This window comes from Idiomarina sp. 017G (genome assembly GCF_004362265.1).
In the GTDB taxonomy this organism is placed as follows: Bacteria; Pseudomonadota; Gammaproteobacteria; order Enterobacterales; family Alteromonadaceae; genus Idiomarina; species Idiomarina loihiensis.
The window spans coordinates 26,961-49,928 of record NZ_SNWT01000001.1 but is presented as its reverse complement, the minus strand read 5'-3'; the positions used below and the strand labels follow the sequence as shown (position 1 = coordinate 49,928).

Genomic DNA, 22,968 nt, shown 5'->3' with positions numbered 1-22,968 from the left:
AGACGCGATTATAACTGATACCGAGGCGATAATCAGTACTCGCGCGCACGGAAATGTCTCGGTCTCATGCCAGTGATAACCAACACGCCAATATAAATGGCAGCGCCGAATCCTATCACCTGAGCCAAAAGCCAGGGCCGCTCAACCAACGAGCTGGTACGCCAAGCGTCAATGTCCGGGCTTAACCACAGCACACCCGCTATCATCGCAGTTGTTGCGAGAAGTACCTGTAGAATAAAACGCCCGGTGCCGGGTTGTTTCTTCAGAACCCCTTCTCGCCATAAAGTAACACCCAATAACCCGGCGTTAATAGCCGCAGACGCCGCCGTTGCCAGTGCCAACCCGACATAGCTGAATGGAATAGCCAAAGCAATGTTAAATACCATATTGGCTGCCATAGCAATAATGCCGTACTTAACCGGGCGCTTAGTGTCCTGGCGGGAGTAAAAGCCCGTTGCCAGAACTTTTACCATCATAAAACTTAGCAACCCGGTGGAATAGGCCATAAGACTGTACGATGCCATACGCGCATCGTCCGGGCTGAAGGCGCCGTGCATAAACAACACCATAAGCATCGGCTCTGCTAATACAAAAAGCCCCGCCATGGCCGGTACACCCAGTAATAGCACCATGCGAATACCCCAATCCAGCGTAGCACTAAAGTTTTCAGTCGATTTATCCACATGACGTGATGAAAGCGCGGGCAAAATAACCGTAGCAATGGCAATGCCAAACAGGCCCAGCGGAAACTCCAGCAATCGGTCGGAGTAGTACAGCCAACTTATGGAACCGGTCATTAAAAAGCTGGCAATGAGGGTATCCAGCAGTAAGTTGATTTGGCTAACCGACACACCAAAAATAGCCGGCAGCATTAGTTTGCGAATTTTGGTAACGCCCGGGTCTTTCCAGCCCCACAGTGGTTTAACTAATAACCCCGCTTTTTTCAGAAACGGTAGCTGAAATAACAGCTGGATAAAACCACCGAAAAAGACGCCCCAGGCCAGTGCATATTCCGGTTGCTCAAGCTGCGGAGCCAACCAGATAGCCGCCGCAATAACGGCGACATTCAAAAATACCGGTGTAAAAGCGGCTACGGCAAACTTGCCCAGCGTATTGAGTATAGCTCCGGCCATAGCGGCAAAACTGATAAACCATAAATAAGGAAAAGTAATGCGGAGTAAGTCGCTGGCAAGGACAAACTTTTGTCCCTGCGGGCCGTCATTCCACCAGTCTAAAAACCACCCCATACCAAAAAGCGCAGCCACAACCGGGGAAGCTACCACACCGAAAATGGTGACCACCGTCACAATGGTGCCTAAGGTGCCCGAGACCCGGGCAATAAGTAATTGCTGATCGGGCAGTTCTTTGCCCTGCTTGTACTCCGTGAGCACCGGCACAAAAGCCTGGGCAAAAGCGCCCTCAGCAAATAGCCGACGTAAAAAGTTGGGAATTTTATTAGCAAAAAAGAACACATCTGCCGCAGCGCCGGCTCCCATCAGGTTAGCAATGACCACATCGCGCACTAAACCCAATACGCGCGAGATCAGGGTCATCGCGCTGACGATAAAACCTGAGCGGAGTAAAGCTTTTGACACGAGAGATCCTTTCGGCTGACAGCTAAGTTTCTGTTTTTGATTGTAACTGAGACCAATGACGGATGCTATTTTATCAAAACGTCAGTTAAAGCACTGAGTTTTTCCCTTTTCACTGTTGACTTTTACAGCAGAAAAGGCATAATCTGCGGCCTTTATAAGAGAAGCGTTCTGTTAATGAATTTAGGAGTTCACCTTGGCTAACATTAAGTCTGCTAAAAAGCGTGCGATCCAGGCCGAGAAAAATCGCCGCCACAATGCAAGCCGTCGTTCAATGATGCGTACTTACCTTAAACGTGTAAACGCAGCTATTGAGACAAAAGACAAAGAAGCAGCAAACACTGCAATGAAAGACGTAGCTCCAATGCTGGATCGCTACGCGACTAAAGGTCTTATCAGCAAAAACAAAGCGGCACGCCATAAGAGCCGTTTGAATGCTAAGATCAAAGCACTGTAAGAAGAATTACTCACCTGGGCTTAGGCGCAGGGAACGAAAAAACCGGCTCATATGCCGGTTTTTTTATATCTGTAATAACAGTAAAGTTGCGCTATTTAGCTTAATTTTACTTCGTGTAAGCCTTAACGCCCTTTTTACTTTTGGTGATTTTGCTCATAGCTGCTCGGGCTTTTTCCTGTTCAGCTTCCAGTGTTGGCTGAATGTCCGTAAGGTATTTATCTGCTTCAGCAACGACAGTTACCCACTGCTCGGATTTTTGCCAATTGTCAGGAAGATGGTTGAGGCTTTTAATCAGTTCAGCCAGCGTTACATTAGCAGATTCAAATTCTGAATCTGCTATCTCTTGCTTCAGCTGGTCGCTTAGCTCTGTTAACTTTTCAGGCTGCATCATCTCTTTCGCACTTACGCGCCTGAAGCCTGTTGCATCTGGCTCATAGCAACATCACGTTGCTCCATGGGTATTTGATCCCAGGCACCTTTTATATCAATCATTAACCGTGCTACTTCATCAATAATCTCAATATCCAGTTCAATCGATGCGTCAGCAATACGCGTGCTCATATACATATAAAGCTCACGTAAATTACCGGCAGCATCAGAGCCTGCGGTGTCATCCAGGCTATAGCGCAAAGAGTCGACAATAGCCTGAGCCTTACTTAGATAATGACTTTTCTTTTCCAAGTCTTTTCGCTGAATAGCACCTTTGGCGTAATTCAGATTCTCTAACACACCCGCCATCAACATCTGTACCAGTTGATAAGGGTCTGCCCCTGCTACGCGAGTTTGCAGAGAACCTTTAGTGTAGCCTTTCAATTTGGCATTCATACGATATTACCTCTAATTAATCATTGTCTCTAGTGAAGCCTGGAAGGTTAGCAAGTTGAGCACTCACCGAGTTTCCGCGGCTTTGTAACTGGCCTACTAAAGAATCCAGTGCCTGATATTTCGCGCGCAACGTTTCTTCCATGGATTCCATACGAAGCTTGAGATCTTCACGGCTTTCAGCTACGCGATCCAGGCTTTGGTTAATAGTATCCTTGCGCAGTTCTAACGAACCACCACCACCAACGTAACCATCTAAAAAGCTATCCATACGGGAAGCCAAACCATTTTCACCGCCAAATACAGACTCTAAAGCTGCCGGATTGTTTTTCAACACTTCGCTAAAGCTCGTGACTGGATTTTCCGCTTCTAGCTTTCCTTCTTTATCCAGACCAAAACCCAAATCAAACAACGTTTGGCCTCCCTCGCCAAATGTTGAGGTCAACACATTGTTTAACTGGCCCTTTAAATTACGAACCGTTGCATCGCCCTGAAGCATGCTATTCTCGCCACCAATCTCATTTAAAGAGGCAACAGCACCGTTATAAGCTTTAACAAACGCATCAATTGATTTTTTAACGCCATCTTCGTCACGTGCAATAGAAAGTTTAGCCGTTTCTGCATCTTCGCTTTCTTTAACCGCGGTTATGGTTGAGCCCTGAATAACATCTTCAAATATATTGGTATCGTTTTTTGCCTGTATACCATCAATTTCAATAATCGCATCCGTTGCTTTATCTGCTGCAGCGATACTCATACCGCCGGCGCCACCGCCATTAGCCTGCGTAGAAATCGCATCGAACTCAGCGTTATCATTCGTAACAGTTAAGTCGTTGCCTTCGCCACTCACATTTGAGCGAAAAATCAATTTAGCTTCGGTTCCGGTATTAATAATATCAGCCGTTACACCAAAGTTATCCTGAGAAGAATTGACAGCCTTACGAATATCTTCCAGGCTTGAACCTGCTTCTATATTAAGCGTGAAGCTTTCGTCACCAGCACCAAAAGTCAATGAGCCTGCGTTGGTGTTTACTTCATCTTCCGAATTTGCAAACGCGCCATCCGCAGATACTGCTCGGCTTCCCTTTGCTAACTGAGTCACAGAAATATCAAAATTACCTACACCGGCATCTTCTGTACTCTCAACGGTTATAACATCGCCTGACTCAGGTTGTTTAACGGAAGCTTTCATGGCGCTGAATAATTCGCCACTCGACAATTTCTCTGCGGCTTCCTGAAGCTTTGATAATACCGATTTCATTTCACCAACTGCAGACAATTCTACCTGCAACCGTCCTTCTTGTTGGTCAAGCCGGTTTTGTTTTGGAACTCGTTCTGCGTTAAGTGTCGCACTAACGATACCTTCCAGGTCTAAACCTGAACGAGCACCTAATGATGAAACTAATGGCATATCGTCACCTCTTTAAATTTCGTTATCGAACAATAATCCTGCCCGACTTTCTTGGTTATCGGCCATATCTTCTATAGCTTTAGCTAACTTAACCGCAAGCTCGGAAGGTATTTGCCGAATTTTCTCACCGCTTTCGGTGTCCATAACCTCGACAACCGGCGGATCGCCTTTTTCGTCAAAGACAAACTGCAGACTGGTGTTACGAATCGTCGGAGATTTATTTATCTCTGCAACCATCTCTCCAACATTCGGTTCTTCCGACTGCGGGTTTAACTGAGCTTTATCTGTACGTTCAGCTACCTTGTCCTGTACCTCACTGACGGCATCGATCACATCTTGCTTTTGAGGCTGTTGTGTCTGAACCGATCCTTTCCCTGTTGAGAGGAGGCTGAAATCGCGGGTATCCATTGATATATCCGCCATAATAATCACCTGTTCCCTATCAAAACATCAATTAAGTTGTTAACGGACCATGAAAACATCTGTCCTTGTATGTTATCGGTATAGACTACTATAAACTTTAGTTTTTATTTGAAGTTTTTTTAACCAATACTTTTTTCGGGCAAAAATTTTCTTTCACGCATAAAAAAACGGAGCCGAAGCTCCGTTTTTATACACTATTGAGTTAACTCGGGGATTAGCCCAGTAACTGCAGTGCTGCCTGTGGACGCTGGTTTGCCTGCGCCAGGATAGTCTGTGATGCCTGCTGTAGAATCTGAGCCTGAGTCAGTTTAGCTGTTTCAGCAGCAAAGTCCGCGTCTTTGATTCGAGACTTCGCGCCTTCCAGGTTTTCAGCAATGTTCGATTGGTTACGAATCGTTGACTGGAAACGGTTCTGAACCGCACCTAAATCTGCACGTTGCGCATCAATCTGAGCAATCGCCGCATCAATCGTACCTAAAGCGTCTTGAGAGCCGTCATAAGTACTGATGTCGATTTGGCCAACTTGACTTAAAGTTGAAGCACTAGCACCAAATATCTCAGCTTCATCAGCTGTTCCATCGTTAGTGATAGAAAACGCGTCACGTGACTCTAGTTGTAACTCAGCATCTACAACTACACTTGTGTTAGTACCATCGACCGCAACTCCAGCGCCAGTAGCTCCAGCTAAAGTAACTGTGTTACCGGCTACGCCACCCGTAATTTGAACACCGTTAACATCTTCGGCATTGATGGTTAACTCACCATTGTCAACGGTTGCGTCAATACCGGCTTTACCCAGATCTTCTGACAACTTAGTCAGTGAGCCGTTGTATTTAGCCAGATCAAAGCTCTCATCACCAATGCTTAATGTACCAACGTCGGTGCTCTGGAAGTTAGTGATTTTAGCTTCAACTTCTGTCGAAGCAGTAACACCTGTGCCTGCACCATTAACTTTACTAACAATATCCATTGCTTTGTCAGTAGCAGTTACGCCGATAACTGCGTTACCGTCTGGGCCACCTAAAGTGATATCACCGGCAGTCAAACCCACGGTGAAGTCAGCTTGAGCTGCTGCTGTTTGTGTTCCCAAAGTAGTACCCGCACCAGTAACTTTGTTGTTACCGATAGCGTTTGACGCAACGTCACGAAGGCTAACAGAGATAGTTTCGTTTGCATTCGCGCCTACTTGGTATTTTTCAGTACCGAAGCTACCGTCAAGCAAGTTTTTACCACCAAAGCTGGTTGTTTCTGCAATACGAGTTAACTCTTGTTGCAGGTTACCAATTTCTTTTTGCAGTGCGCCGCGGTCAACATCAGAGTTAGAACCGTTAGCTGACTGAATAGACAGTGTACGCATACGTTGCAGGATAGTCGTTGACTCATCCAGTGCACCTTCTGCAGTTTGCGCCATAGAGATAGCGTCGTTTGCGTTACGGTTACCCTGGTTCAAGCCGTTAACTTGTGAGCTCAAACGGTTTGAAATCTGTAAGCCCGCAGCATCATCTGCAGCGCTGTTGATACGGAAGCCTGACGACAAACGTTGAAATGCTTGGTCAAGCGAGTTACCTGAGCTGATCAGCTGACGCTGTGCGTTCAATGAGCTGACGTTAGTGTTTACATATAAAGGCATAATAATGCTCCTCAGTTTCTGGCCTAAGCTTGGATTCAATCGTTGTTGCCAAGCTGGAGGAAGTGTTCGGCTTCGTGTTTCGCCTGGTTAAAGTTTCCTCTCACAAAGGGTATCGGCCGGGGTTTGGGGAGCTTTAGGATTTTTTTGAAAAATTTTGAATTTTTTATGTGGGCTAGATATTTGTTGTGTAGCCTGACATGAATGTCAGGCTACACAACATTGGTCAGATATAATCGAACAGGCTCAAGCGGCTGATACGAGTAAACACCTGTTGAGCGGCTGAGTAGATCGTTTCATTTTTCACTAAGTCGGTCATCGCTTCGGAGTAATCTACGTCAGAAATATCCGACCGCGCCTTTTTATTCACTATTTCGATATCAGCGTTACTGAGTTTAGCATTGTCCATAACATTCAAACGTGCGCCCACCGATGCTTGCGTATCGGTCAGGTCACCAATGACTGTATTAAAGTCATCAAGGGCAAAGGCTATTTCGCTTTCATGGAAACCTTTACTTTCAGGCCCTGACTCTTCCAGAACGTCGGCTAAATCACCCAACTGAGTCAATAAATTACGGGAAACCGGCTCGCCTATACTGTAACTAAAAGAGTCTCCGGCTGCTGGCATATTATCTTTATCCAGCTCCAGACTCATACCGTTATATTCAACTTTACCATCAGTAATCGTTCCCGCTACCACTGGATTCACACCGTCATCAATCTCATAGGTATCCGGACCCGTAAAATTAACAGTAAAGTTCGTGGGATCACCGGCTGCAATACGCGCTTCAGTATCGGCAATTAACGTATTACGATCGGTTACCTCTACTTTTTCAATATAGTCATTGCCACCTGTCAGTTCAAAATCGACTCGCTTAGACACATTTGAAAACGCCTTATTCCCTGGGTCATTAGCTGGCAGATAAAGGGTTGGAGACAATTGAATAGTGCGCTGCCCCTGGTCACCAACATATTGGTACGACTGCGTCGCATCATCAAACTCCATCGGCTTGGTTCGGTTCTGGTAACCCGCAAAAATATATTCACCCGATTCATCCTGCGCATTAGTTAAGTCGAAAATTGAGCTCTCAATATCGCGCAATTCAGCAGCTATGGCTTTTCGGTTCGTCTGGTCGTAGCTACCATTACCCGCTTGTACCGCCAGCGTACGGGCTTTCTGAATAGCATCCGTAATGCTGTTTAATACACTTTCTTCACGGCGCAAATTGTTTTCCAAAGTTACGGAGTTACGTTCAAACTGTTCGTTCTGACCAATTTTTTCATTCAGCGCCAACACTTGCGAGTTACCAATAGGGTCGTCTGCAGGACTTAATATCTTAGTCTGCTTAGTCAGCATCAGTTGAATTCTATCTAGCTGACTTTGTGAGGTTTGTAAGCTGTCCAGACCGCGCTGAAAAAATAAATTTGTACTTAATCGCATAGTAATTACCTCAAGGACGTCAGCAACGTCTCAAAAATAGCCTGTGACGTTGTAATGATTCGGGCAGACGCAGTATAAGCTTGCTGATACTGAATAAGATTAGCCGCTTCTTCTTCTAAATTCACACCCGCTTGCGATTCATAAAGCGCCTCAGTTTGTGACCTAATTGCTTCGGCTGAATCACGCAACACTCGATTTTGGCTGACTCGACTTCCCACATCCGATACCAAACGACCGTAACTTTCATTGAAAGTCATAGTGGGCTCGGCTTCTTCACCACCAGAACGACGAACCAGCTGCTGACGCTGCAAGTCGGCCATAGACTGCCCGTTGCTGTTGTCATCAAAGCCGTTGGTGTTGTACTCAATGATGTACTCATCACCTACCGCTGGCTCGCCATTAATATCGACTTCATAGTCAGGGTCGGCTAAACCGGCTTGACTTAAAATACCGTTAAGATCGGTCGTTCCAGTAACAGTACCTATACTATTACCATCTTTATCGAAAACTTCCAGGTCATAAGCATTACCTGTCTGGCCGGTTATTTCTATACGAGCCGGAGCACTGCCAAGTAAGGTGTTATTAGCGGTATCGTAATAATCGTCCGGGGTGTTAATTGAGTTAATTTCAATACTCGCAGCACCTTGATTATCCAGCCCGTCTTTCACCCGAATAGGGTTAGCCAGAGCAATGTCTTCGGGTCTTCTTATTGCCAGGCTAATTTCAGACGCCGCACCTTCAGCCGGCTTTGCCAGGAACTGGTCGCCAGCGTTCGCAGCCCCGGAAAGATCTAAAGAAACTCCCAGCTCAACAATATCCACTGTGCCGGGCGATGCCTGAGTGACAGTAATCGTATCGGCACCACTGACGACGGTGCCGTCGCTGTTCACCGGAACTATTTCATATTCGTCCGGGTTACCTGTTTTGGTAATACGTAAATTTTCTGACGGAAAAGATTTGCTGTTTCCTTCCAACACGCTGACGCTAATTTCGCCAGTACCGCCATTATCAGAATAAGGCAGCGCTTGTGACTCCGTTTTAGCTAGATCAAAAATTTTACTGCCTAACTGATTATCCAGGTCCATGCCTTTCTGGTTTTGAGTATTCATTGAGTCGGCAATACGAATTGCCAACTGCCCCAAACGTTTTTGGGTGGGCATTAACACTTCATCGCGATATTCCAGATAACCACCGACAGAGCCACCGACTTCATCGGTTGGCACGTAAAACTCACTGATACTGCCGCCGCTGTGCTCTTTTCTTAGCACCATCTCTAAGCGTTCAGTATCTGGGTTACTTTTCACTGCAACGGCATTAAAGCGACCATCTTCTAAAACCAGTGGCTGTCCATTTTTTAAATTAACAGCAATAGCACCGTTCTTTTGCTCAACCGTGCTGAACTGCACTAACTCGGCAAGCTCTCGCAATTGCTCGTCACGCTTGTTCAACAGGGCGTTGATATTGCCATTAGCGGAGTTTTCGCCACCTGACGACTGAATTTTCGAGTTTAGCTCGGCTAAGTTTTCTGATATCGAGTTAATACGGTCAGTCGATAGCTTTAGTCTGTCGTTGATAATGCTTTTTTGATCATTTAGATAGCTGGAAAAGTCATTAAACTTAGTTACCATAGCGTCAGCTTCGGCAAGAACTAACTGCCGGGCAGTAACTGAGCCAGGGTCATTATTTGCGTCCTGTAAAGTGTTAAAAAAGCTCTCTACAGAAGATGCTACGTTAGTGGTACTGTCACCCAGTAAGGTGTCCAGCTGCTCAGCCTGTTGAAGGTTAGCTTCGTAGTAACTGACCCTGGAGATATCGGTGCGTAACTGGCGATTAGCAAACTGATCAATCATCCGCTCCACGCGCACACGCTCAAGTCCACCGTATGAAGACTCGAAGTATTCAGTGCGCTCGCGAACATAACTGTCCGTGTTCGTATTATTAATGTTTTTACCGGTGGTTTGCAGGCTTTGCTGATGCGCTAATATGCCGTTCTTACCGATATTTAATAAGTCAAAACTCATTAATGACTCTCCAGTTACTCTGTGACCGTTATCGGCACCTAGCAAATATTATTTAGTATAGGCGGCAATTTTTTGCCGCCTGCGGCACCACTAAATTTCTTTATCTACAAAAGCCGGGTTGTTTAACACCGACTGAATCTTCTGTGCATATTGAGGGTCGGTTGCGTAACCCGCACTTTGTAAAGCCTCCGCATACTGAGCCGGATCATCAGCTACTTGTAGGGCCTGCTGGTAACGCGGATGCTCCTTTATAAAGTCAACGTAGTCCTGCAAGCTCTGTTCCACATTAGCGTATGAACGAAACGCTGCGCGCTCTTTGCGGGCGACTTCACCATCGAACTCCAGGGTGCTGACATGAGACTTGTCACCGTCCCAGCGCGTATCCGCTTTAATGTTGAACAGGTTGTTACTGGAACCGCCGTGACGCCCTGGTACCAAACGCTTGCCCCAGCCGGTTTCCAGTGCCGCCTGTGCCATCAGAACATCCGGATTTAAACCGGCTTCTTTGGCGATTTTCTCGGCATGAGGCTTTAGCGCAGCAATAAAGCTTTGCGGGGAATTAAAAGTCGCATCGCCATCGCTCAGCTTGGCGGTATTCACTCGCTGATTCCCGTAATACAGACCCGCATCAATGCCGCCCTGGTCACTGACTTTCTGCGAGGCGCTGTTCATGTCGGCGCGGTTTTTCATGCGCGGGTCGTCGAGGTTCGCGCCATTGCGATTCATTGACGCCGGAACATAACTGTCGTCACCGCCTAACTGCTTTACCATCAACTCAGCCAAGCCCAGGGTTCCCTGGCTGGACAGTTCTGAAGTCAGCTGCTGGTCATACATATCGCGGTACATATTGGTGTAACGACTGTCCAATAAATTGTCTTTCTCAAACACCGCATTGGCCTTACGCATACTGCCCATGACCATGTTCAGAAATATGGCTTCAAACTGCTGCGCGGCTTCCATCAGCGCTTCTTTATCACCTGGTTTAAACGCACGCTGACGCAGCCCGTCCAGGCTGTGCGTATCCATAGCGTGTTGCGCTTGTTTTAGATGAGAATCTGAAACCGTCATAATATTAACTGCCGTTAAATAACGATGAGTTCACCGGATAATGCACCGGCCTGCTTTAATGCTTCCAGCACGGCAATCATGTCGCCCGGGGCGGCACCAATTTGATTCACCGCTCGCACTAAATCATTCAATGTTGTACCCGGCTGGAATACAAACATGCGTGCATCTTCCTGATTTACGTCAATAATGCTCTGAGGAGTAATCGCTGTTTCGCCATCGGCGAATGGATTCGGCTGATCGACGTTCACATTCTCAGCAATGGTAACCTGCATGTTACCGTGAGCCACGGCTGCCGGTCTCAACTCGACGTTCTGACCCACGACAATGGTGCCGGTACGCGCGTTCACAATGATTTTCGCTGACGCAGATGCCTGCTGAACTTCCAGATTTTCAAGCGTCGACATATAGCTTACGCGTTGGCTTAAATCTCGGGGAGCTCGCACCCGAACCGAAGTCGCATCAACGGCCTGGGCTGTACCATCGCCAACTAAATTGTTAATGGTTTCAGCCATGCGCTTCGCGGTCGTGAAATCGGACTGATGCAAATTAAAGGTAAGATAATCGGAAGAGCCAAAGCCAGAGCGCACTTCACGCTCAACAACGCCACCATTAGGAATACGACCGACAGTCGGCGTATTAATAACTATACGAGAGCCGTCGTTACCTTCAGCCCCCAGGCCACCTACAATAAGACTGCCCTGCGCTACCGCATAAACTTCCCCATTGGCGCCTTTTAAAAAAGTCTGCATCAAAGTGCCGCCGGTCAGACCATCGGCGCTGCCGACAGAAGACACCGTCACATCAATTTTTTGTCCGGGTTTAGCAAAGGCCGGTAACTCCGCATGCACGGCAACTGCCGCGACATTATCAATTTTTGGACGTTCATTTGCCGGAATATTAATACCGAAGTTGCCCAGCATGGTACGGAAAGTCTGATCGGTGAAAGGCGTTTGTTCTCCGGTACCAGGCAGACCGACTACTAAACCATAACCAATTAGTTGGTTAGAACGAACTCCCTGAACCGAAGCAATGTCTTTTATACGCGAAGCCTGTACCGGTGCCGCAAGCATTGACAATAAACTTACCGCCAGCGCAAAAATTTTAAGCGTTCTCATACCTTACTCCTTAGAATGGCCATATCGGGCTGTTAAAGAAGCGAGTTAACCACCCCTGCTCCTGAACCTGAGCCAGACTACCGGTACCCGAGTATTCAATGCGCGCATTGGCGACACGGGTTGACGGGATTTGGTTTGCTGCTGTTATATCCTGGGGACGGATCATGCCGGTTAAACGAATGTACTCGTCACCCGTATTAATGCGCATCCACTTTTCACCACGAACAATTAAGTTACCGTTTGGCAGCACTTTTATAACTGTTACGGTAATTTCACCATTCAACTGATTACTTTGGTCTGAGCTGCCGTCACCACTGAATTCTCGAGTGCCATTAATACCGGCAGACAGCGGATTACCGCCGACGGTAATATTACGTCCAAACGCCGTGGGTGCAGCTAATTCAGCTGTACTCTCTTTTGATGTTTCCGTTGTAGCCGTTTTGCTGGCTGTCGTTTGTTCCCGCAAAGTGACCGTAATAATGTCACCTAACCGGCGAGCTTTAATATCGGAATACAAATTATCCGCGTAAGCATCCTGAAACAGAGAACCCGTTGGCACCACAGGCTGAGCACGCTCTTCCGGCAATACGGGTGCGTAATATGGGTCATCCGGCATGGGTTTATGCGGCGTTTGCACACAACCGGCTAAAACCAATGCGGTTAAAGAGAAAAGTAAAGAACGCATAAAGTCACCCGCTATTATTTAATGACGACAACAATTAAAGCTGCTGGTTAATGTAACTCAGCATCTGATCCACAGACGAAATCACTTTAGAATTCATCTCGTAGCCGCGCTGGCTCTCAATTAAGTTCACCAACTCTTCAGTCACATTCACATTCGAAGTTTCCAGCGCGCCCTGAATGGTGTTACCCATTCCGTCAACACCCGGAACCGCCTCTAAAGGAGCACCACTTACTGCGGTTTCTTTATAAAGGTTCTGTCCCATAGGTTGTAAACCGGCCGGGTTAATAAAGTTAACCAGGTTAATCTGACCAACCACTACGTTATCCGGGTTACCAGGCTGCGTAACAGTAACCTCACCTTCTTGTGAAATACTGACCGACATAGCGTCTTCCGGTATCTGAATAGCAGGCTCAATGGTATAACCATTACCCGAAGTCACAATTTCCCCTTCTTCATTTAAAGAAAATTGACCATTACGGGTATAGGAAATATTGCCATCCGGCATTAGCACCTGAAAGAAACCTTTTCCGTCAATCATCACATCAAGCGAATTGTCGGTGGTCTGCACGTTGCCCTGGGTATGAGACTTTTGCGTTGCAACAACTTTGGTACCGGCGCCCAGCATTAAACCATTAGGTAATTCGGTGTCCTGTGCAGACTGACCGCCCGGCTGGTTAATATTCTGGTACAGCAAGTCTTCAAACACTGCCCGACTCTTTTTAAAGCCAATAGTGCTGGAGTTCGCCAGGTTGTTGGAAATAACTGAAATATCGCGCTGCTGCGCGTCCAATCCGGTTTTACTTATCCATAATGCTGGGTTCATGGTCTTTCTCCTGGGCTAAACTTAGCTCATTCTCATCAGCGACTCAGAACGCTGAGCATTCTCGTCGGCCGTTTTCATTAATTTGACGTTCATTTCATACTGGCGCTGCAAGGCAATCATGTGCGTCATTTCTTCGACACTATTTACATTACTGCCTTCCAGAGCGCCAATTTGCAGTTTTACGTTGGCATCGGCGAAAGCTTGTTGGTCGTCTTTTAACTTAAACAGGCCATCGTTGCCTTTTTCCATATTACCGTTCGGCGGGTTTACTAATTTAATGCGGTCAATCACTTCCATCGCGTTCGCCGGAGCTCCCATCGGACGTATAGAGACATTCCCGTTCGCTCCAATAACCAGATTATCTATCGGCATAGGAACAAATATGGGGCCGTTATTGCCGAGCACTGTCTGCCCTGTTGAGTTTTTCAACAAGCCATCAGTGCCGACTTCAAGGCTACCATTGCGGGTATAACGTTCATTACCGCTGCCATCGTCGACTGCAATCCAGCCCTGATCTTTAATGGCAACATCCATGTTCCGGCCGGTTGTTTGTATTGCTCCACTGGCAAAATTTTGCCCGGGGCTTTCCGTCATAGAAAATACCCGAGTTGGCAAACCTTCACCAAAGGCCTGCATGGCCCGCGCCTGTTGCAAGTCGCCTTTAAACGCCGTGGTATTGGCGTTAGCTAAGTTGTTGGCACGAACAGCGACGGCGTTCATATTTTCCTTCGCGCCGCTCATTGCTACCCATAGCATCTTGTCCATAGCTGACCTCCAGCCAAAATTTTGTCATCTGCGGTTTATTATTAAGACAATGCAGATTTCGTGCCAAAAACAAAAAAGACGCCCGAAGGCGTCTTTTTAAGCTAATAACCGAGAAGTTATTATCGAATCTGAAGAATCGTCTGGTTAATGGTGTTGTTAACTTCTAACGAACGCGAGTTCGCCTGGAAGTTACGCTGGGCGGTAATCAAATCAACCAGTTCTTTGGTCAGATTAACGTTAGAGTTTTCCAGCGCTGAAGCTTCAATACCACCGAAAGTTCCGGTATTTGCTTCACCAGAAAGCGGCTCGCCAGAGTCAATACTTTCACGCCACTTGGTACCGCCAATTTGCGTTAAGCCCTGCTCATTGGCAAAGCGAACAATAGCAACCTGGCCTAAGTATTGAACATCACCATTTGAGTAGGTTGCCGCAATAAGACCTGACTTGTCGATATCAACGTTAGTCAGACGGCCTACGGTGCTACCGTCCTGATCCAAAGCAGTTACTTCAAAATCTGACGCAAACTGAGTCGGCGTTGTGGTTCCTGTTAAATCCTGAAAGTTAAACTGGATAGTTTGCGCATCAGCACCATTATTCAGGTACGGGTCGCCATCAACGTTGTTGCCTGACAAGTCGATTGAGCCTGGGTCAAAAGTATTCTGGCCTGCCGCGACATCCGGATCACCACTGCCTAAAAACTCTACTCGTAAACCGGCATAACCATTGACCGACGCATCCGGCGAGGCTGTTGCTGTGCCTGTAGGAGTCATGTCAATTTCGTCACCATCAAAAGTCGCGTAGACATCCCACTGGTTATTATCGCGCTTCACATAATAAGTAGACAACGTATGCGATTCACCTAATGAATCATAAACGGTAGCCGATGTAGAACTTTGGTAAGTACTTGGTGTTTCCGGATCAAACGGATTCGCTGCGCCATCAATTGGCGAACGACGCGCATCGACGTTAAATGCGGTAAATACATTATCAGTGCTTTGCGGCGCACCGGCGACATCAGGAATACGAATTGGCTGAGTGGTTGCCAAAGCAACTGAGGAGTTAGTGCCGCTATTACGGTCAACCTGATACCCTTGCAAATAGTTACCCTGGTTATCCACAATAAACTTATCGTCGTTCAGTTTGAACGCTCCTGAGCGCGTGTAAGTCATATCGCGAGAGCCTAAACCGTCTGTAGTGGCAAAAAAGCCGTTGCCTGAAATCGCCATATCCAGCGAGTTTTCCGTGAACTCTAATGTGCCCTGACTAAACTGCTGAGCCACTGATGACGTCAAAACACCGTCACCCACTTTCGTATTACCGGCGTTGAAAATACTGGTCGCATAAACGTCAGCGAATTCCGCACGCGACTGTTTAAAGCCGGACGTTTTTACGTTTGAAATATTATTAGCGGTTACATCTAGATCTTTCTGAGATGCGTTGATACCGCTGAGTGCAATTTTAAATGACATAAGTCACCTCTCTTGTTAGCTAATTTCAGTTACATCAGAAAGCTTGATGCCACCTAATCCTTTAAGATTCAAAACCACACCGCGGTCACCGCCGGTGCTGACACTTTGTACACGAGCGTGCATCTGTATAGGCAATTCTTCAGTTTTGCCACCAACTTGAGCATTCACCGAGAACGAATAATTACCAGCAGGCGCTTCGTCGCCGTTAGCCATTTTTCCATCCCACTCAAACTCTTTCGTGCCCTGGGGCATATCGCCAATCTCAATGGTCTTGACCGTAGCACCGGTTGAGTCCTTGATATTAATCTTCACGTTTTGTGCAGACTGGGGGGTTGCAATCATGCCTGTTACGCCGGCTCCGGTTTCCAGGTTAGCCTGGTCAGTCGGTACCAACACTTTACGCCCGACCATAGTTGACGCTTGCAACGCCTGATTTGACGTCATATCACTGGCGAACTGGTCAAAACGCTCTGAAAGCCCGGTTATTCCCTCTGCCATAGTAAAGTTGGTCATCTGAGCAATCATCTGGTCATTTTCGACCGGCTTAGACGGGTCCTGCATGCTAAGCTGCTCGGTTAACAGCCTGAAAAAATCTTCCTGCTCAAGCTTGCTCCGCTCATCTGGATCAGCATATCTGGCATCGTCTTCCTTCTTCCATTTCATATCATCTATATAGGAATTACTGCTTACGCCTTCCATTTGTTATCTCCTGCTTATCCTTGACCCAGACGTAATAAACGCTGTGTCATTGTTTTGGCAGTGTCCGCTACCTGCACGTTGGTCTGGTAGGAACGCGAAGCCGAAATCATATTGGCCATCTCTTCCATGGTGTTGACGTTGGGGCGGTAGATATAACCGCTTTCGTCCGCCATGGGATGGTTTGGTGCATATTCAATTTGCAGTGGGTCCTGGCTTTCCACTATTCCCATAACTTTAACACCCGCTTCCTGACCCGCCTGAGTCTGGTTCGTCAGGCTGTTGCCCTTGTAATTGCCGCTGGCATCGGCTAACGCGGTCGCAAAAACTGGGTTTCTGGCTCTGTAAGTTTCATCAATACTGCTGCTAATTGAGTTAGCGTTTGCCAGGTTACTGGCCGTTGTATTCAGCCGTACAGACTGCGCACTCATGGCAGAACCGGTCACATTAAAAATATTAAACAGACTCATGACTTATTATCTCCCTTGTCCGCCCAGGGCTTTCTTCACACCGCTGATGCGGCCGTCAAGAAAGTTCATGGTCATTTCATACTCCAATGCATTTTGGGCATACAAGTTTTGTTCCAACTGCACATCAACGGTGTTGCCGTCGCCGGTATCCGGTTGAGATGGAGTGCGGAACTTCTCGGTTCCCTGGGGTTTTACTTCAACGCTGAAATGCTGTTCGTGAGTACGCGCCATTTTGTGGTTTTCCATACCGCGTTGCGCTTGCTGCAACGCTTGCTGGAAGTCCAGGCCTTTGGCTTTATAGCCGGGGGTATCGGCATTGGCAATATTGTTGGCAATAAGCTCCGCCCGCTGAGTGCGTACACCCAGCGTGTGTTGCTGTATTCCCATAAGCTTGTCCATGGAAAGTGCCATATTTTTGTCTCCACAGTGTTCGATAGTGAAGACAATGCAGGAAGTGTGCCAATTTAAAGAGGGGTTATTACTTTTTCAGGCGGATATTTCCTGTAGGAAACTATTTTCTTCGGTAAATGATACCTGGCTGGCAGCGGATCATCTCAAAATCCTCAGTAAGTCCGGAAATAGACTCAGAAGCACCAAGGAAAAGATAACCGCCGGGGTTCAGCGATTGCCGGAATTGGGCAATAATTTTCCGCTTTACTTCAGGGGCAAAGTAAATAAGGACATTGCGGCAAAAAATAACATCAAATTTGCCCAGCAGAGAATAGCTGTCCAGCAAGTTCAAATGACGGAAATGAATAAACTGTTTAAGCTCGTCTTTTACTCTCATGGAGCCGGCTTTCGTTTCGGCGTCCGTAAAAAACTTCTTTCGCCGTTCAGCCGACAAACCACGCGCAAGTGCCAGGCTATCGTACTCGCCAATGGCACACTGCTCGAGTACCTTATTGGAAATATCGGTTGCTGTTACTTTTATGCCAGCTCTTAGCCCACCCGGGTTCTTCGCCTTATACTCTAAGTACGTCATGGCAATAGAATAAGGCTCCTGCCCCGAGGAACAGGCGGCAGACCAAATCTTTAAAGGCCCGGCGTGATTTTTATATTCAGGGAGAATACGGTCATTCAAAATTTCAAACGGGTAAGTGTCACGAAACCATAAGGTTTCGTTGGTTGTCATGGCATCAATAACAGCCGCCCGCAAAGCCCGTTCACTTAGCTTCATTGAACGTTTTACAAGCTCCGCCAGCGAATCGATATTAAACCGGCCCATTAAAGGGCCTAACCGACTCTTCACCAGATACAGTTTACTCTCACCCAACACGATACCGCATTGATGCTCAAGGAACTGACGAAATTCCTGATACTCCGATAAACTTAATTCGCGATTTATCACGTTATATAAACAACTTCCGTTTCAGTTTCATTCGTTTCGTAGCCTGACGTTTAACGTCAGGTTCAATATTCTTACCCGGCACCTAAGTTTGCTACGAGACCGTAGCCTGACGTTCACGTCAGGTCGAATATCGCACCTGATGCAATAGCATCAGGCTACGCAATAACTTCTGTATTAAGCCATTTTTGTACGGCGGTCGCCAGTTCATCGGGATGAAACTTAGCAATAAAGTCATCGGCGCCCACTTTCTTCACCATAGCCTGATTGAATACACCACTCAATGATGTATGCAAAATAACATGGATATCACGTAAATCTGGGTCAGCTTTTAACTCGGCGGTAAGCGTATAACCGTCCATAACCGGCATTTCTACATCGGAGACCAAAACGGGCACATGAGGATGCACTAAGCCCCCCACTTCCTTGGCTTTATCTTTTAAGTAATCTAAAGCTTCTTTACCGTTCTTTTTGACTTCGAGCGTAATACCCAAAGACTGCAATGCACGTTTTATCTGGTTGCGGGCAACCGAAGAGTCATCCGTAATCAAAATGGTTAAATCTTCTTTTGCAACATTGATAGGTGCATTCGCGACTTCTTCGCTGACATCCATATTAGCCGGCATAATATCAGCTAATATGCGTTCCACATCAATAATTTCAATTAATTCATCTTCCACTTTGGTCACCGCGGTAAGATACGCATCTCTTCCGGTACCTTTGGGCGGCGGCATCACATCTTCCCAGTTGATGTTAATGATGCGATCAACCCCTTCAACCAAAAAGCCCTGAATGGTTCGGTTGTACTCAGCAATAATGACGAAACGATTCTGAATATCGGTTAGCGCCCGACCACCGGTCGCCATACTCAAGTCAATAATGGATATAGCCTGACCACGGATATGCGCAACGCCACGAACCAGAGGGTTACGATTAGGCATTGCGGTAAGTTTAGGGCATGGCAATACTTCGCGTACTTTAAATACGTTGATGCCGAAGCGCTGCCTACCGTTTAGATGAAACATTAATAGTTCCAGTCGGTTTTGACCGACCATTTGTGTGCGTTGATTCACTGAATCGAGAATGCTAGCCATTGTTCACTCCTGTTATGTGGCAGGCTACTTCTACTTCGGCACGGTATTTGCTTGTATCTACATTAACCATACTGAAACCATCGAACTGCCGATCTTTTGACGTTATACCGTTTTTTTCGGCACTCGACCAGATAACCTTAACGGATAACATCAGGAATTTTTATGATAGTACGTAAATCGCTGCTGATCAGTTCGATTTTTTTTATAGCTTGTAGCTTTAATTCCGTTAACGCAGAAACCAGAGGCTCGGAAGACAGTCAGCGTTTTAATTACAAAGCGTTACAGGAGCTGGCTCATAATTATGTAGAACAGCGGGTTTCAGCGCCGGATAATGGTCGTGTGGAAGTGGTTGCCAATAACCTCGACCCACGCATGGCTCCCAAAATTTGCTCGCAGCCACCAAAAGTTGGCCTGGCCACTAACGCCAACCTCGACAGCTACACCACCATTGAAATTGAGTGTGTGGCCTCAGCCAACTGGCGAACTTATGTACCCGTACGCATCTACCGCTACAAAAATGTTGTTACCGCGGCCTCACCTATGGCTCCGGGGCAAATGATAAGCGAAAGTGATTTAGTTTTTTCCGAAGTCGACCTTAACCGGGTTCGCTCCAATGTATTTACTGACATGACGGCTTTGGTTGGAGCGCGTATTAAAAAGCGCGTTGCCGCAGGTCAGGCAATAAGTGCCAGCGAGACATGTCTTGTATGTGAGGGGCAAAGCGTTACAATAGTTGCGCAAGATAAAACTTTGCGAATTACTGCAGCCGGAAGAGCCCTGGCTGATGGTCTCAAAGGTGAATCGGTTGTTGTTGAGAACGCGCGTTCGAACAAATCAATACAAGCGGTTGTCACAGGACTAAATGAAGTGACTGTTAATTTATAAAATGCTTAACAAGAACCTGACGTGAACGTCAGGCTACGTGCTAAAATTTTTATTAAAGTATTTTTAAGTGTGGTCGATAAGTAACCGAGACATATTATCTAGCGAGGCTAAAAACCATGTCAATTAACATTAACAATGCCGGGCTGAAAAATGCCAACATTGATAGCAAATCCAGCAGTCGTCAAGTACAGAGCGATGCTCCGGCGAAGCCTGCTGCGGTTTCGCAAAAAGGTGGTGAGGCCGTTTCGTTAACCAGCGAAGCGCAGCAACTGAATGGCTTACAGGAAAAAGCAATGAACAGCAGCGGCATTGACCAGGCCAAAGTTGATAAAATTAAAGCCGACATTGAAAGCGGCTCATACAAAATTAACGTTGAACAGCTGGCCAATAAACTGGCTCAGTTTGAGTCTGACCTGTTCAGTAACGGCAGCAACGAATAATGACCGTGTTGGCGCCTGTTAACGAGATATTACAGGATATGGCAGACTCGCTGGAAAACCTTGCGTTGTTACAACAACGTGAGCTTAATGCCATTGTCGAGCGCCAACACGCTGATGTTAATGCTATTGCCGACGCCAAAGAAAAAACGCTTATCCATATTAGCGAACTCGACCAGCAATTGGCTCAACACCCTGACAACGAACAGTTAAAAGACGACGCGGACTTAGCTGAAGCGGTTGCTGCTATTAAGGCCACCCTCTCTGACGTTCAGCATCAAAGTCAGGTTAATGAACGCGTGGTGCAGTCAACGCTAAACAGTATTGAGCAGTTAAAACAGTCCATTTTACAGTCCGCACGAAAAGATACCCTTACCTACAATAGTAAAGGTAAAATCCGTTAAAGATTTTGCCAGTCCAGCCGTTATAACCATAAGTACTTTGTTCAATCAGAGGTCGTTATGGCTAAGCATTTACTCTCTTTAGCTCTACTTGCATCTGCGCTGTTATTAAGCGGCTGTAGTGCTTACAACAAAATTGTGTACGATCAAAAGCACGTTGAATGGGAAACCCAAACCCCAAGTGAATTTCCAGTGCTGAATGCGGTTGGCTACGCCCCTATTGAAACTCAGCAAGGCGAAAATGCACAGCTAAAAGACTTAAACGCCATGCGCGCCTCTAAGTTAGCCGCTTACCGCGAGCTTGCTGAACAAGTCTATGGCCAACGCATCGCCGGTAGTAGCTCGGTGGAAGACTGGGCCTTAAACCGCGACAGTTTTCAGGCCTCTGTAGACGGAGTGATTCGTGGTGCAGAAGTGGTTAAGACCTATACTGTTGGAGACTACTACGCGACTGAGTTGCGTCTTGATTTCGAAAAGGTTCACCGCCTGTATCAAAGCACCAACCGTCAGCAGAAAGTGAAACGCGTTGTCTATTATTAAGCGCCACTTTTATTGAGTTAAACATGGCAGGGTTTTTGCAGTTAATTCCGATAGTAAAGTAACGACTAAAAACTGACACTTGGGATGCATTAACACCATGAACTGGAAAACCCTGCTACTTATCATCTCTGTTTTCTTTATTGCTATGCCAAGCGAAGCGCGTTGGGTGGAAGCTCAGGGCACTGCCCGCATTATTAATGGTGACACCAATGCCGCACGCGAAAAAGCCATCGAAAACGCCCTTCAGCAGGCATTGTTAACCTCTGGTGGTAACATCTCCAGTATTCAGCAAGTGGTTGACGGCGTTTTACAAAACACCGAAACCCAGTGGAATAGCCAAGGCAATGTTGACCAGGTGACCATAGTTCGCGAAGAAGTTCGCGACGACCGCGTTATTGTTCTGCTTCGTGCGGACATCTGGAACCGCGAAGGCGACTGCACCCGCAGCAGCTACAAAAACTCCGTGACCGTTGTTCCTTTTGAACTACGCGACCGCGCCCATGGTACCTGGGGACAAATTTGGGAAATAGGCAAAGTAGCGGCCGAGCGTTTAGCCCGTGAATTAGGCGGTGTTGGCAGCCAGTTGCAGATTGCCCACACCCTGCACCGTCACGCCGGTTTAGACCGGGCTCTCAGCGGCCTGAACCTGGAAGAATTAGGTCGTATGTCCCGCAGCATTGGTTTAGCCAACGACAGTCAGTTTGTTATTTTCGGCATGTTCGACGACCTGGCCATGATGGATACTAAATCTAGCTGGTTTTGGTCCAGCGACCCCGATCGCCATTACGCATTAACACTTTACCTTCTCGATGCCACCACCGGGCAGCTAGTAACCCGTGCACGAGTTGAGAACACCCAACCCTGGACCTTTGATCGCACCACCAATGTGGATGTTGCTACTGCACAATTCTGGAATGAACCTTTTGGTGCAGCACTGGATAGCGGCCTGCGCGACTTAGCTTCCGGCGTAAAAGAACAGGTGGTTTGTAAGCCGGTGCGCGCCAGAATTATTGCCGTTGATGAAAACACCGTTCAATTCAACTTAGGTGAAAAGCACGGCGTACACACCGGCGATAAGCTAAAAATTGTGCAACCCAGCCATTTTACCGATGATCAGGGACGTTATCGTCAGAAGTGGCAGGTGAGTGAATTTGAAGTTGAGGTGTCCCAGGTGCAGCAGTCCACCGCCGTCGCTAAGTTGACGAAAGGGAACATGCTGCACAACGTTCAGGTGAACGACTGGGTGGTGCCGGTTAACTGAGGGTGAAACCCGCGACAGCTTCTGGCATAATTCGCGGCACGTCCCCGTAGCTCAGCAGGATAGAGCAGCCGCCTCCTAAGCGGCAGGTCGCAGGTTCGACTCCTGCCGGGGACGCCATGT

25 protein-coding genes, 1 tRNA gene and 1 pseudogene are annotated in these 22,968 nt (G+C 47.1%); 7 read left to right on the top strand and 20 right to left on the bottom strand.

What is annotated here, in order from left to right:
* Nucleotides 1-32 precede the first annotated feature (32 nt).
* Complete coding sequence (murJ, locus tag DEU30_RS00245) at nucleotides 33-1,595, bottom strand: murein biosynthesis integral membrane protein MurJ (RefSeq protein WP_114981612.1); 1,563 nt, start codon at nucleotides 1,593-1,595, stop codon at nucleotides 33-35.
* 193 nt (nucleotides 1,596-1,788) lie between these two features.
* On the opposite strand from murJ, the gene rpsT reads away from it, so the two are divergent.
* Nucleotides 1,789-2,049 (top strand): 30S ribosomal protein S20, encoded by a 261-nt coding sequence (gene rpsT / locus DEU30_RS00240; protein ID WP_011234382.1) that lies wholly within the window; start codon nucleotides 1,789-1,791, stop codon nucleotides 2,047-2,049.
* Nucleotides 2,050-2,155: 106 nt separating this feature from the next.
* On the opposite strand, the gene DEU30_RS00235 is transcribed toward rpsT, so the two are convergent.
* From DEU30_RS00235 to DEU30_RS00150, 19 genes and pseudogenes are all read right to left on the bottom strand, one after another.
* The gene (locus DEU30_RS00235) at nucleotides 2,156-2,440 is read right to left on the bottom strand and encodes a hypothetical protein (RefSeq protein ID WP_011234383.1); all 285 of its coding nucleotides are present in this window, start codon (nucleotides 2,438-2,440) and stop codon (nucleotides 2,156-2,158) included.
* Between the two features lie 11 nt (nucleotides 2,441-2,451).
* Nucleotides 2,452-2,874, bottom strand: coding sequence for a flagellar export chaperone FliS (fliS, locus tag DEU30_RS00230; protein WP_011234384.1), 423 nt, complete (start codon nucleotides 2,872-2,874; stop codon nucleotides 2,452-2,454).
* Nucleotides 2,875-2,890: 16 nt separating this feature from the next.
* Nucleotides 2,891-4,282: a flagellar filament capping protein FliD gene (fliD, locus tag DEU30_RS00225; RefSeq protein WP_114981613.1), complete on the bottom strand. Its 1,392-nt coding sequence runs from the start codon at nucleotides 4,280-4,282 to the stop codon at nucleotides 2,891-2,893.
* Nucleotides 4,283-4,294: 12 nt separating this feature from the next.
* A complete protein-coding gene (locus DEU30_RS00220) occupies nucleotides 4,295-4,705 on the bottom strand; it encodes a flagellar protein FlaG (RefSeq protein ID WP_011234386.1) in 411 nt (136 codons plus the stop codon).
* A 214-nt stretch (nucleotides 4,706-4,919) separates the two neighbouring features.
* The gene (locus DEU30_RS13705; RefSeq protein ID WP_272940784.1) at nucleotides 4,920-5,675 is read right to left on the bottom strand and encodes a flagellin; all 756 of its coding nucleotides are present in this window, start codon (nucleotides 5,673-5,675) and stop codon (nucleotides 4,920-4,922) included.
* Between the two features lie 249 nt (nucleotides 5,676-5,924).
* Nucleotides 5,925-6,335: pseudogene (locus DEU30_RS13615) on the bottom strand (flagellin); the annotation flags it as partial.
* Nucleotides 6,336-6,558: 223 nt separating this feature from the next.
* A complete protein-coding gene (gene flgL / locus DEU30_RS00210; protein WP_011234388.1) occupies nucleotides 6,559-7,773 on the bottom strand; it encodes a flagellar hook-associated protein FlgL in 1,215 nt (404 codons plus the stop codon).
* Between the two features lie 5 nt (nucleotides 7,774-7,778).
* Nucleotides 7,779-9,794: a flagellar hook-associated protein FlgK gene (gene flgK, locus DEU30_RS00205; RefSeq protein WP_011234389.1), complete on the bottom strand. Its 2,016-nt coding sequence runs from the start codon at nucleotides 9,792-9,794 to the stop codon at nucleotides 7,779-7,781.
* 90 nt (nucleotides 9,795-9,884) lie between these two features.
* On the bottom strand, nucleotides 9,885-10,862 hold the full coding sequence (gene flgJ, locus DEU30_RS00200) for a flagellar assembly peptidoglycan hydrolase FlgJ (protein WP_011234390.1): 978 nt from the start codon (nucleotides 10,860-10,862) through the stop codon (nucleotides 9,885-9,887).
* Nucleotides 10,863-10,876: 14 nt separating this feature from the next.
* Complete coding sequence (locus DEU30_RS00195) at nucleotides 10,877-11,977, bottom strand: flagellar basal body P-ring protein FlgI (RefSeq protein ID WP_011234391.1); 1,101 nt, start codon at nucleotides 11,975-11,977, stop codon at nucleotides 10,877-10,879.
* Between the two features lie 10 nt (nucleotides 11,978-11,987).
* The gene (gene flgH / locus DEU30_RS00190; RefSeq protein ID WP_011234392.1) at nucleotides 11,988-12,662 is read right to left on the bottom strand and encodes a flagellar basal body L-ring protein FlgH; all 675 of its coding nucleotides are present in this window, start codon (nucleotides 12,660-12,662) and stop codon (nucleotides 11,988-11,990) included.
* A 34-nt stretch (nucleotides 12,663-12,696) separates the two neighbouring features.
* Nucleotides 12,697-13,485: a flagellar basal-body rod protein FlgG gene (gene flgG / locus DEU30_RS00185; RefSeq protein WP_011234393.1), complete on the bottom strand. Its 789-nt coding sequence runs from the start codon at nucleotides 13,483-13,485 to the stop codon at nucleotides 12,697-12,699.
* Nucleotides 13,486-13,506: 21 nt separating this feature from the next.
* Nucleotides 13,507-14,250, bottom strand: a complete 744-nt coding sequence (locus DEU30_RS00180; RefSeq protein ID WP_011234394.1) for a flagellar basal body rod protein FlgF — start codon at nucleotides 14,248-14,250, stop codon at nucleotides 13,507-13,509.
* A 119-nt stretch (nucleotides 14,251-14,369) separates the two neighbouring features.
* The gene (flgE, locus tag DEU30_RS00175; protein ID WP_011234395.1) at nucleotides 14,370-15,719 is read right to left on the bottom strand and encodes a flagellar hook protein FlgE; all 1,350 of its coding nucleotides are present in this window, start codon (nucleotides 15,717-15,719) and stop codon (nucleotides 14,370-14,372) included.
* A 15-nt stretch (nucleotides 15,720-15,734) separates the two neighbouring features.
* Complete coding sequence (gene flgD, locus DEU30_RS00170; protein WP_011234396.1) at nucleotides 15,735-16,418, bottom strand: flagellar hook assembly protein FlgD; 684 nt, start codon at nucleotides 16,416-16,418, stop codon at nucleotides 15,735-15,737.
* A 14-nt stretch (nucleotides 16,419-16,432) separates the two neighbouring features.
* Nucleotides 16,433-16,885, bottom strand: a complete 453-nt coding sequence (flgC, locus tag DEU30_RS00165; RefSeq protein WP_011234397.1) for a flagellar basal body rod protein FlgC — start codon at nucleotides 16,883-16,885, stop codon at nucleotides 16,433-16,435.
* Between the two features lie 6 nt (nucleotides 16,886-16,891).
* Nucleotides 16,892-17,296, bottom strand: a complete 405-nt coding sequence (gene flgB / locus DEU30_RS00160) for a flagellar basal body rod protein FlgB (protein WP_011234398.1) — start codon at nucleotides 17,294-17,296, stop codon at nucleotides 16,892-16,894.
* Between the two features lie 100 nt (nucleotides 17,297-17,396).
* On the bottom strand, nucleotides 17,397-18,233 hold the full coding sequence (locus tag DEU30_RS00155; protein WP_011234399.1) for a protein-glutamate O-methyltransferase CheR: 837 nt from the start codon (nucleotides 18,231-18,233) through the stop codon (nucleotides 17,397-17,399).
* Nucleotides 18,234-18,388: 155 nt separating this feature from the next.
* A complete protein-coding gene (locus DEU30_RS00150) occupies nucleotides 18,389-19,324 on the bottom strand; it encodes a chemotaxis protein CheV (RefSeq protein ID WP_114981614.1) in 936 nt (311 codons plus the stop codon).
* Nucleotides 19,325-19,486: 162 nt separating this feature from the next.
* On the opposite strand from DEU30_RS00150, the gene flgA reads away from it, so the two are divergent.
* From flgA to DEU30_RS00120, 6 genes are all read left to right on the top strand, one after another.
* Nucleotides 19,487-20,209 carry a flagellar basal body P-ring formation chaperone FlgA gene (flgA, locus tag DEU30_RS00145; protein WP_034819608.1) on the top strand — a complete coding sequence of 241 codons (723 nt, stop codon included), beginning with the start codon at nucleotides 19,487-19,489 and terminating at the stop codon, nucleotides 20,207-20,209.
* Between the two features lie 116 nt (nucleotides 20,210-20,325).
* Nucleotides 20,326-20,649, top strand: coding sequence for a flagellar biosynthesis anti-sigma factor FlgM (gene flgM / locus DEU30_RS00140; protein WP_110012777.1), 324 nt, complete (start codon nucleotides 20,326-20,328; stop codon nucleotides 20,647-20,649).
* Complete coding sequence (gene flgN / locus DEU30_RS00135; RefSeq protein WP_034819602.1) at nucleotides 20,649-21,050, top strand: flagellar export chaperone FlgN; 402 nt, start codon at nucleotides 20,649-20,651, stop codon at nucleotides 21,048-21,050. The genes flgM and flgN overlap by 1 nt, the downstream gene beginning before the upstream one ends.
* A 57-nt stretch (nucleotides 21,051-21,107) precedes the next feature.
* On the top strand, nucleotides 21,108-21,587 hold the full coding sequence (locus tag DEU30_RS00130) for an LPP20 family lipoprotein (RefSeq protein WP_011234404.1): 480 nt from the start codon (nucleotides 21,108-21,110) through the stop codon (nucleotides 21,585-21,587).
* A gap of 97 nt (nucleotides 21,588-21,684) precedes the next feature.
* On the top strand, nucleotides 21,685-22,848 hold the full coding sequence (locus tag DEU30_RS00125; RefSeq protein ID WP_011234405.1) for a flagellar assembly protein FlgT: 1,164 nt from the start codon (nucleotides 21,685-21,687) through the stop codon (nucleotides 22,846-22,848).
* 40 nt (nucleotides 22,849-22,888) lie between these two features.
* Nucleotides 22,889-22,965: transfer RNA gene (locus DEU30_RS00120), tRNA-Arg, on the top strand.
* The last annotated feature ends 3 nt before the right edge of the window (nucleotides 22,966-22,968 follow it).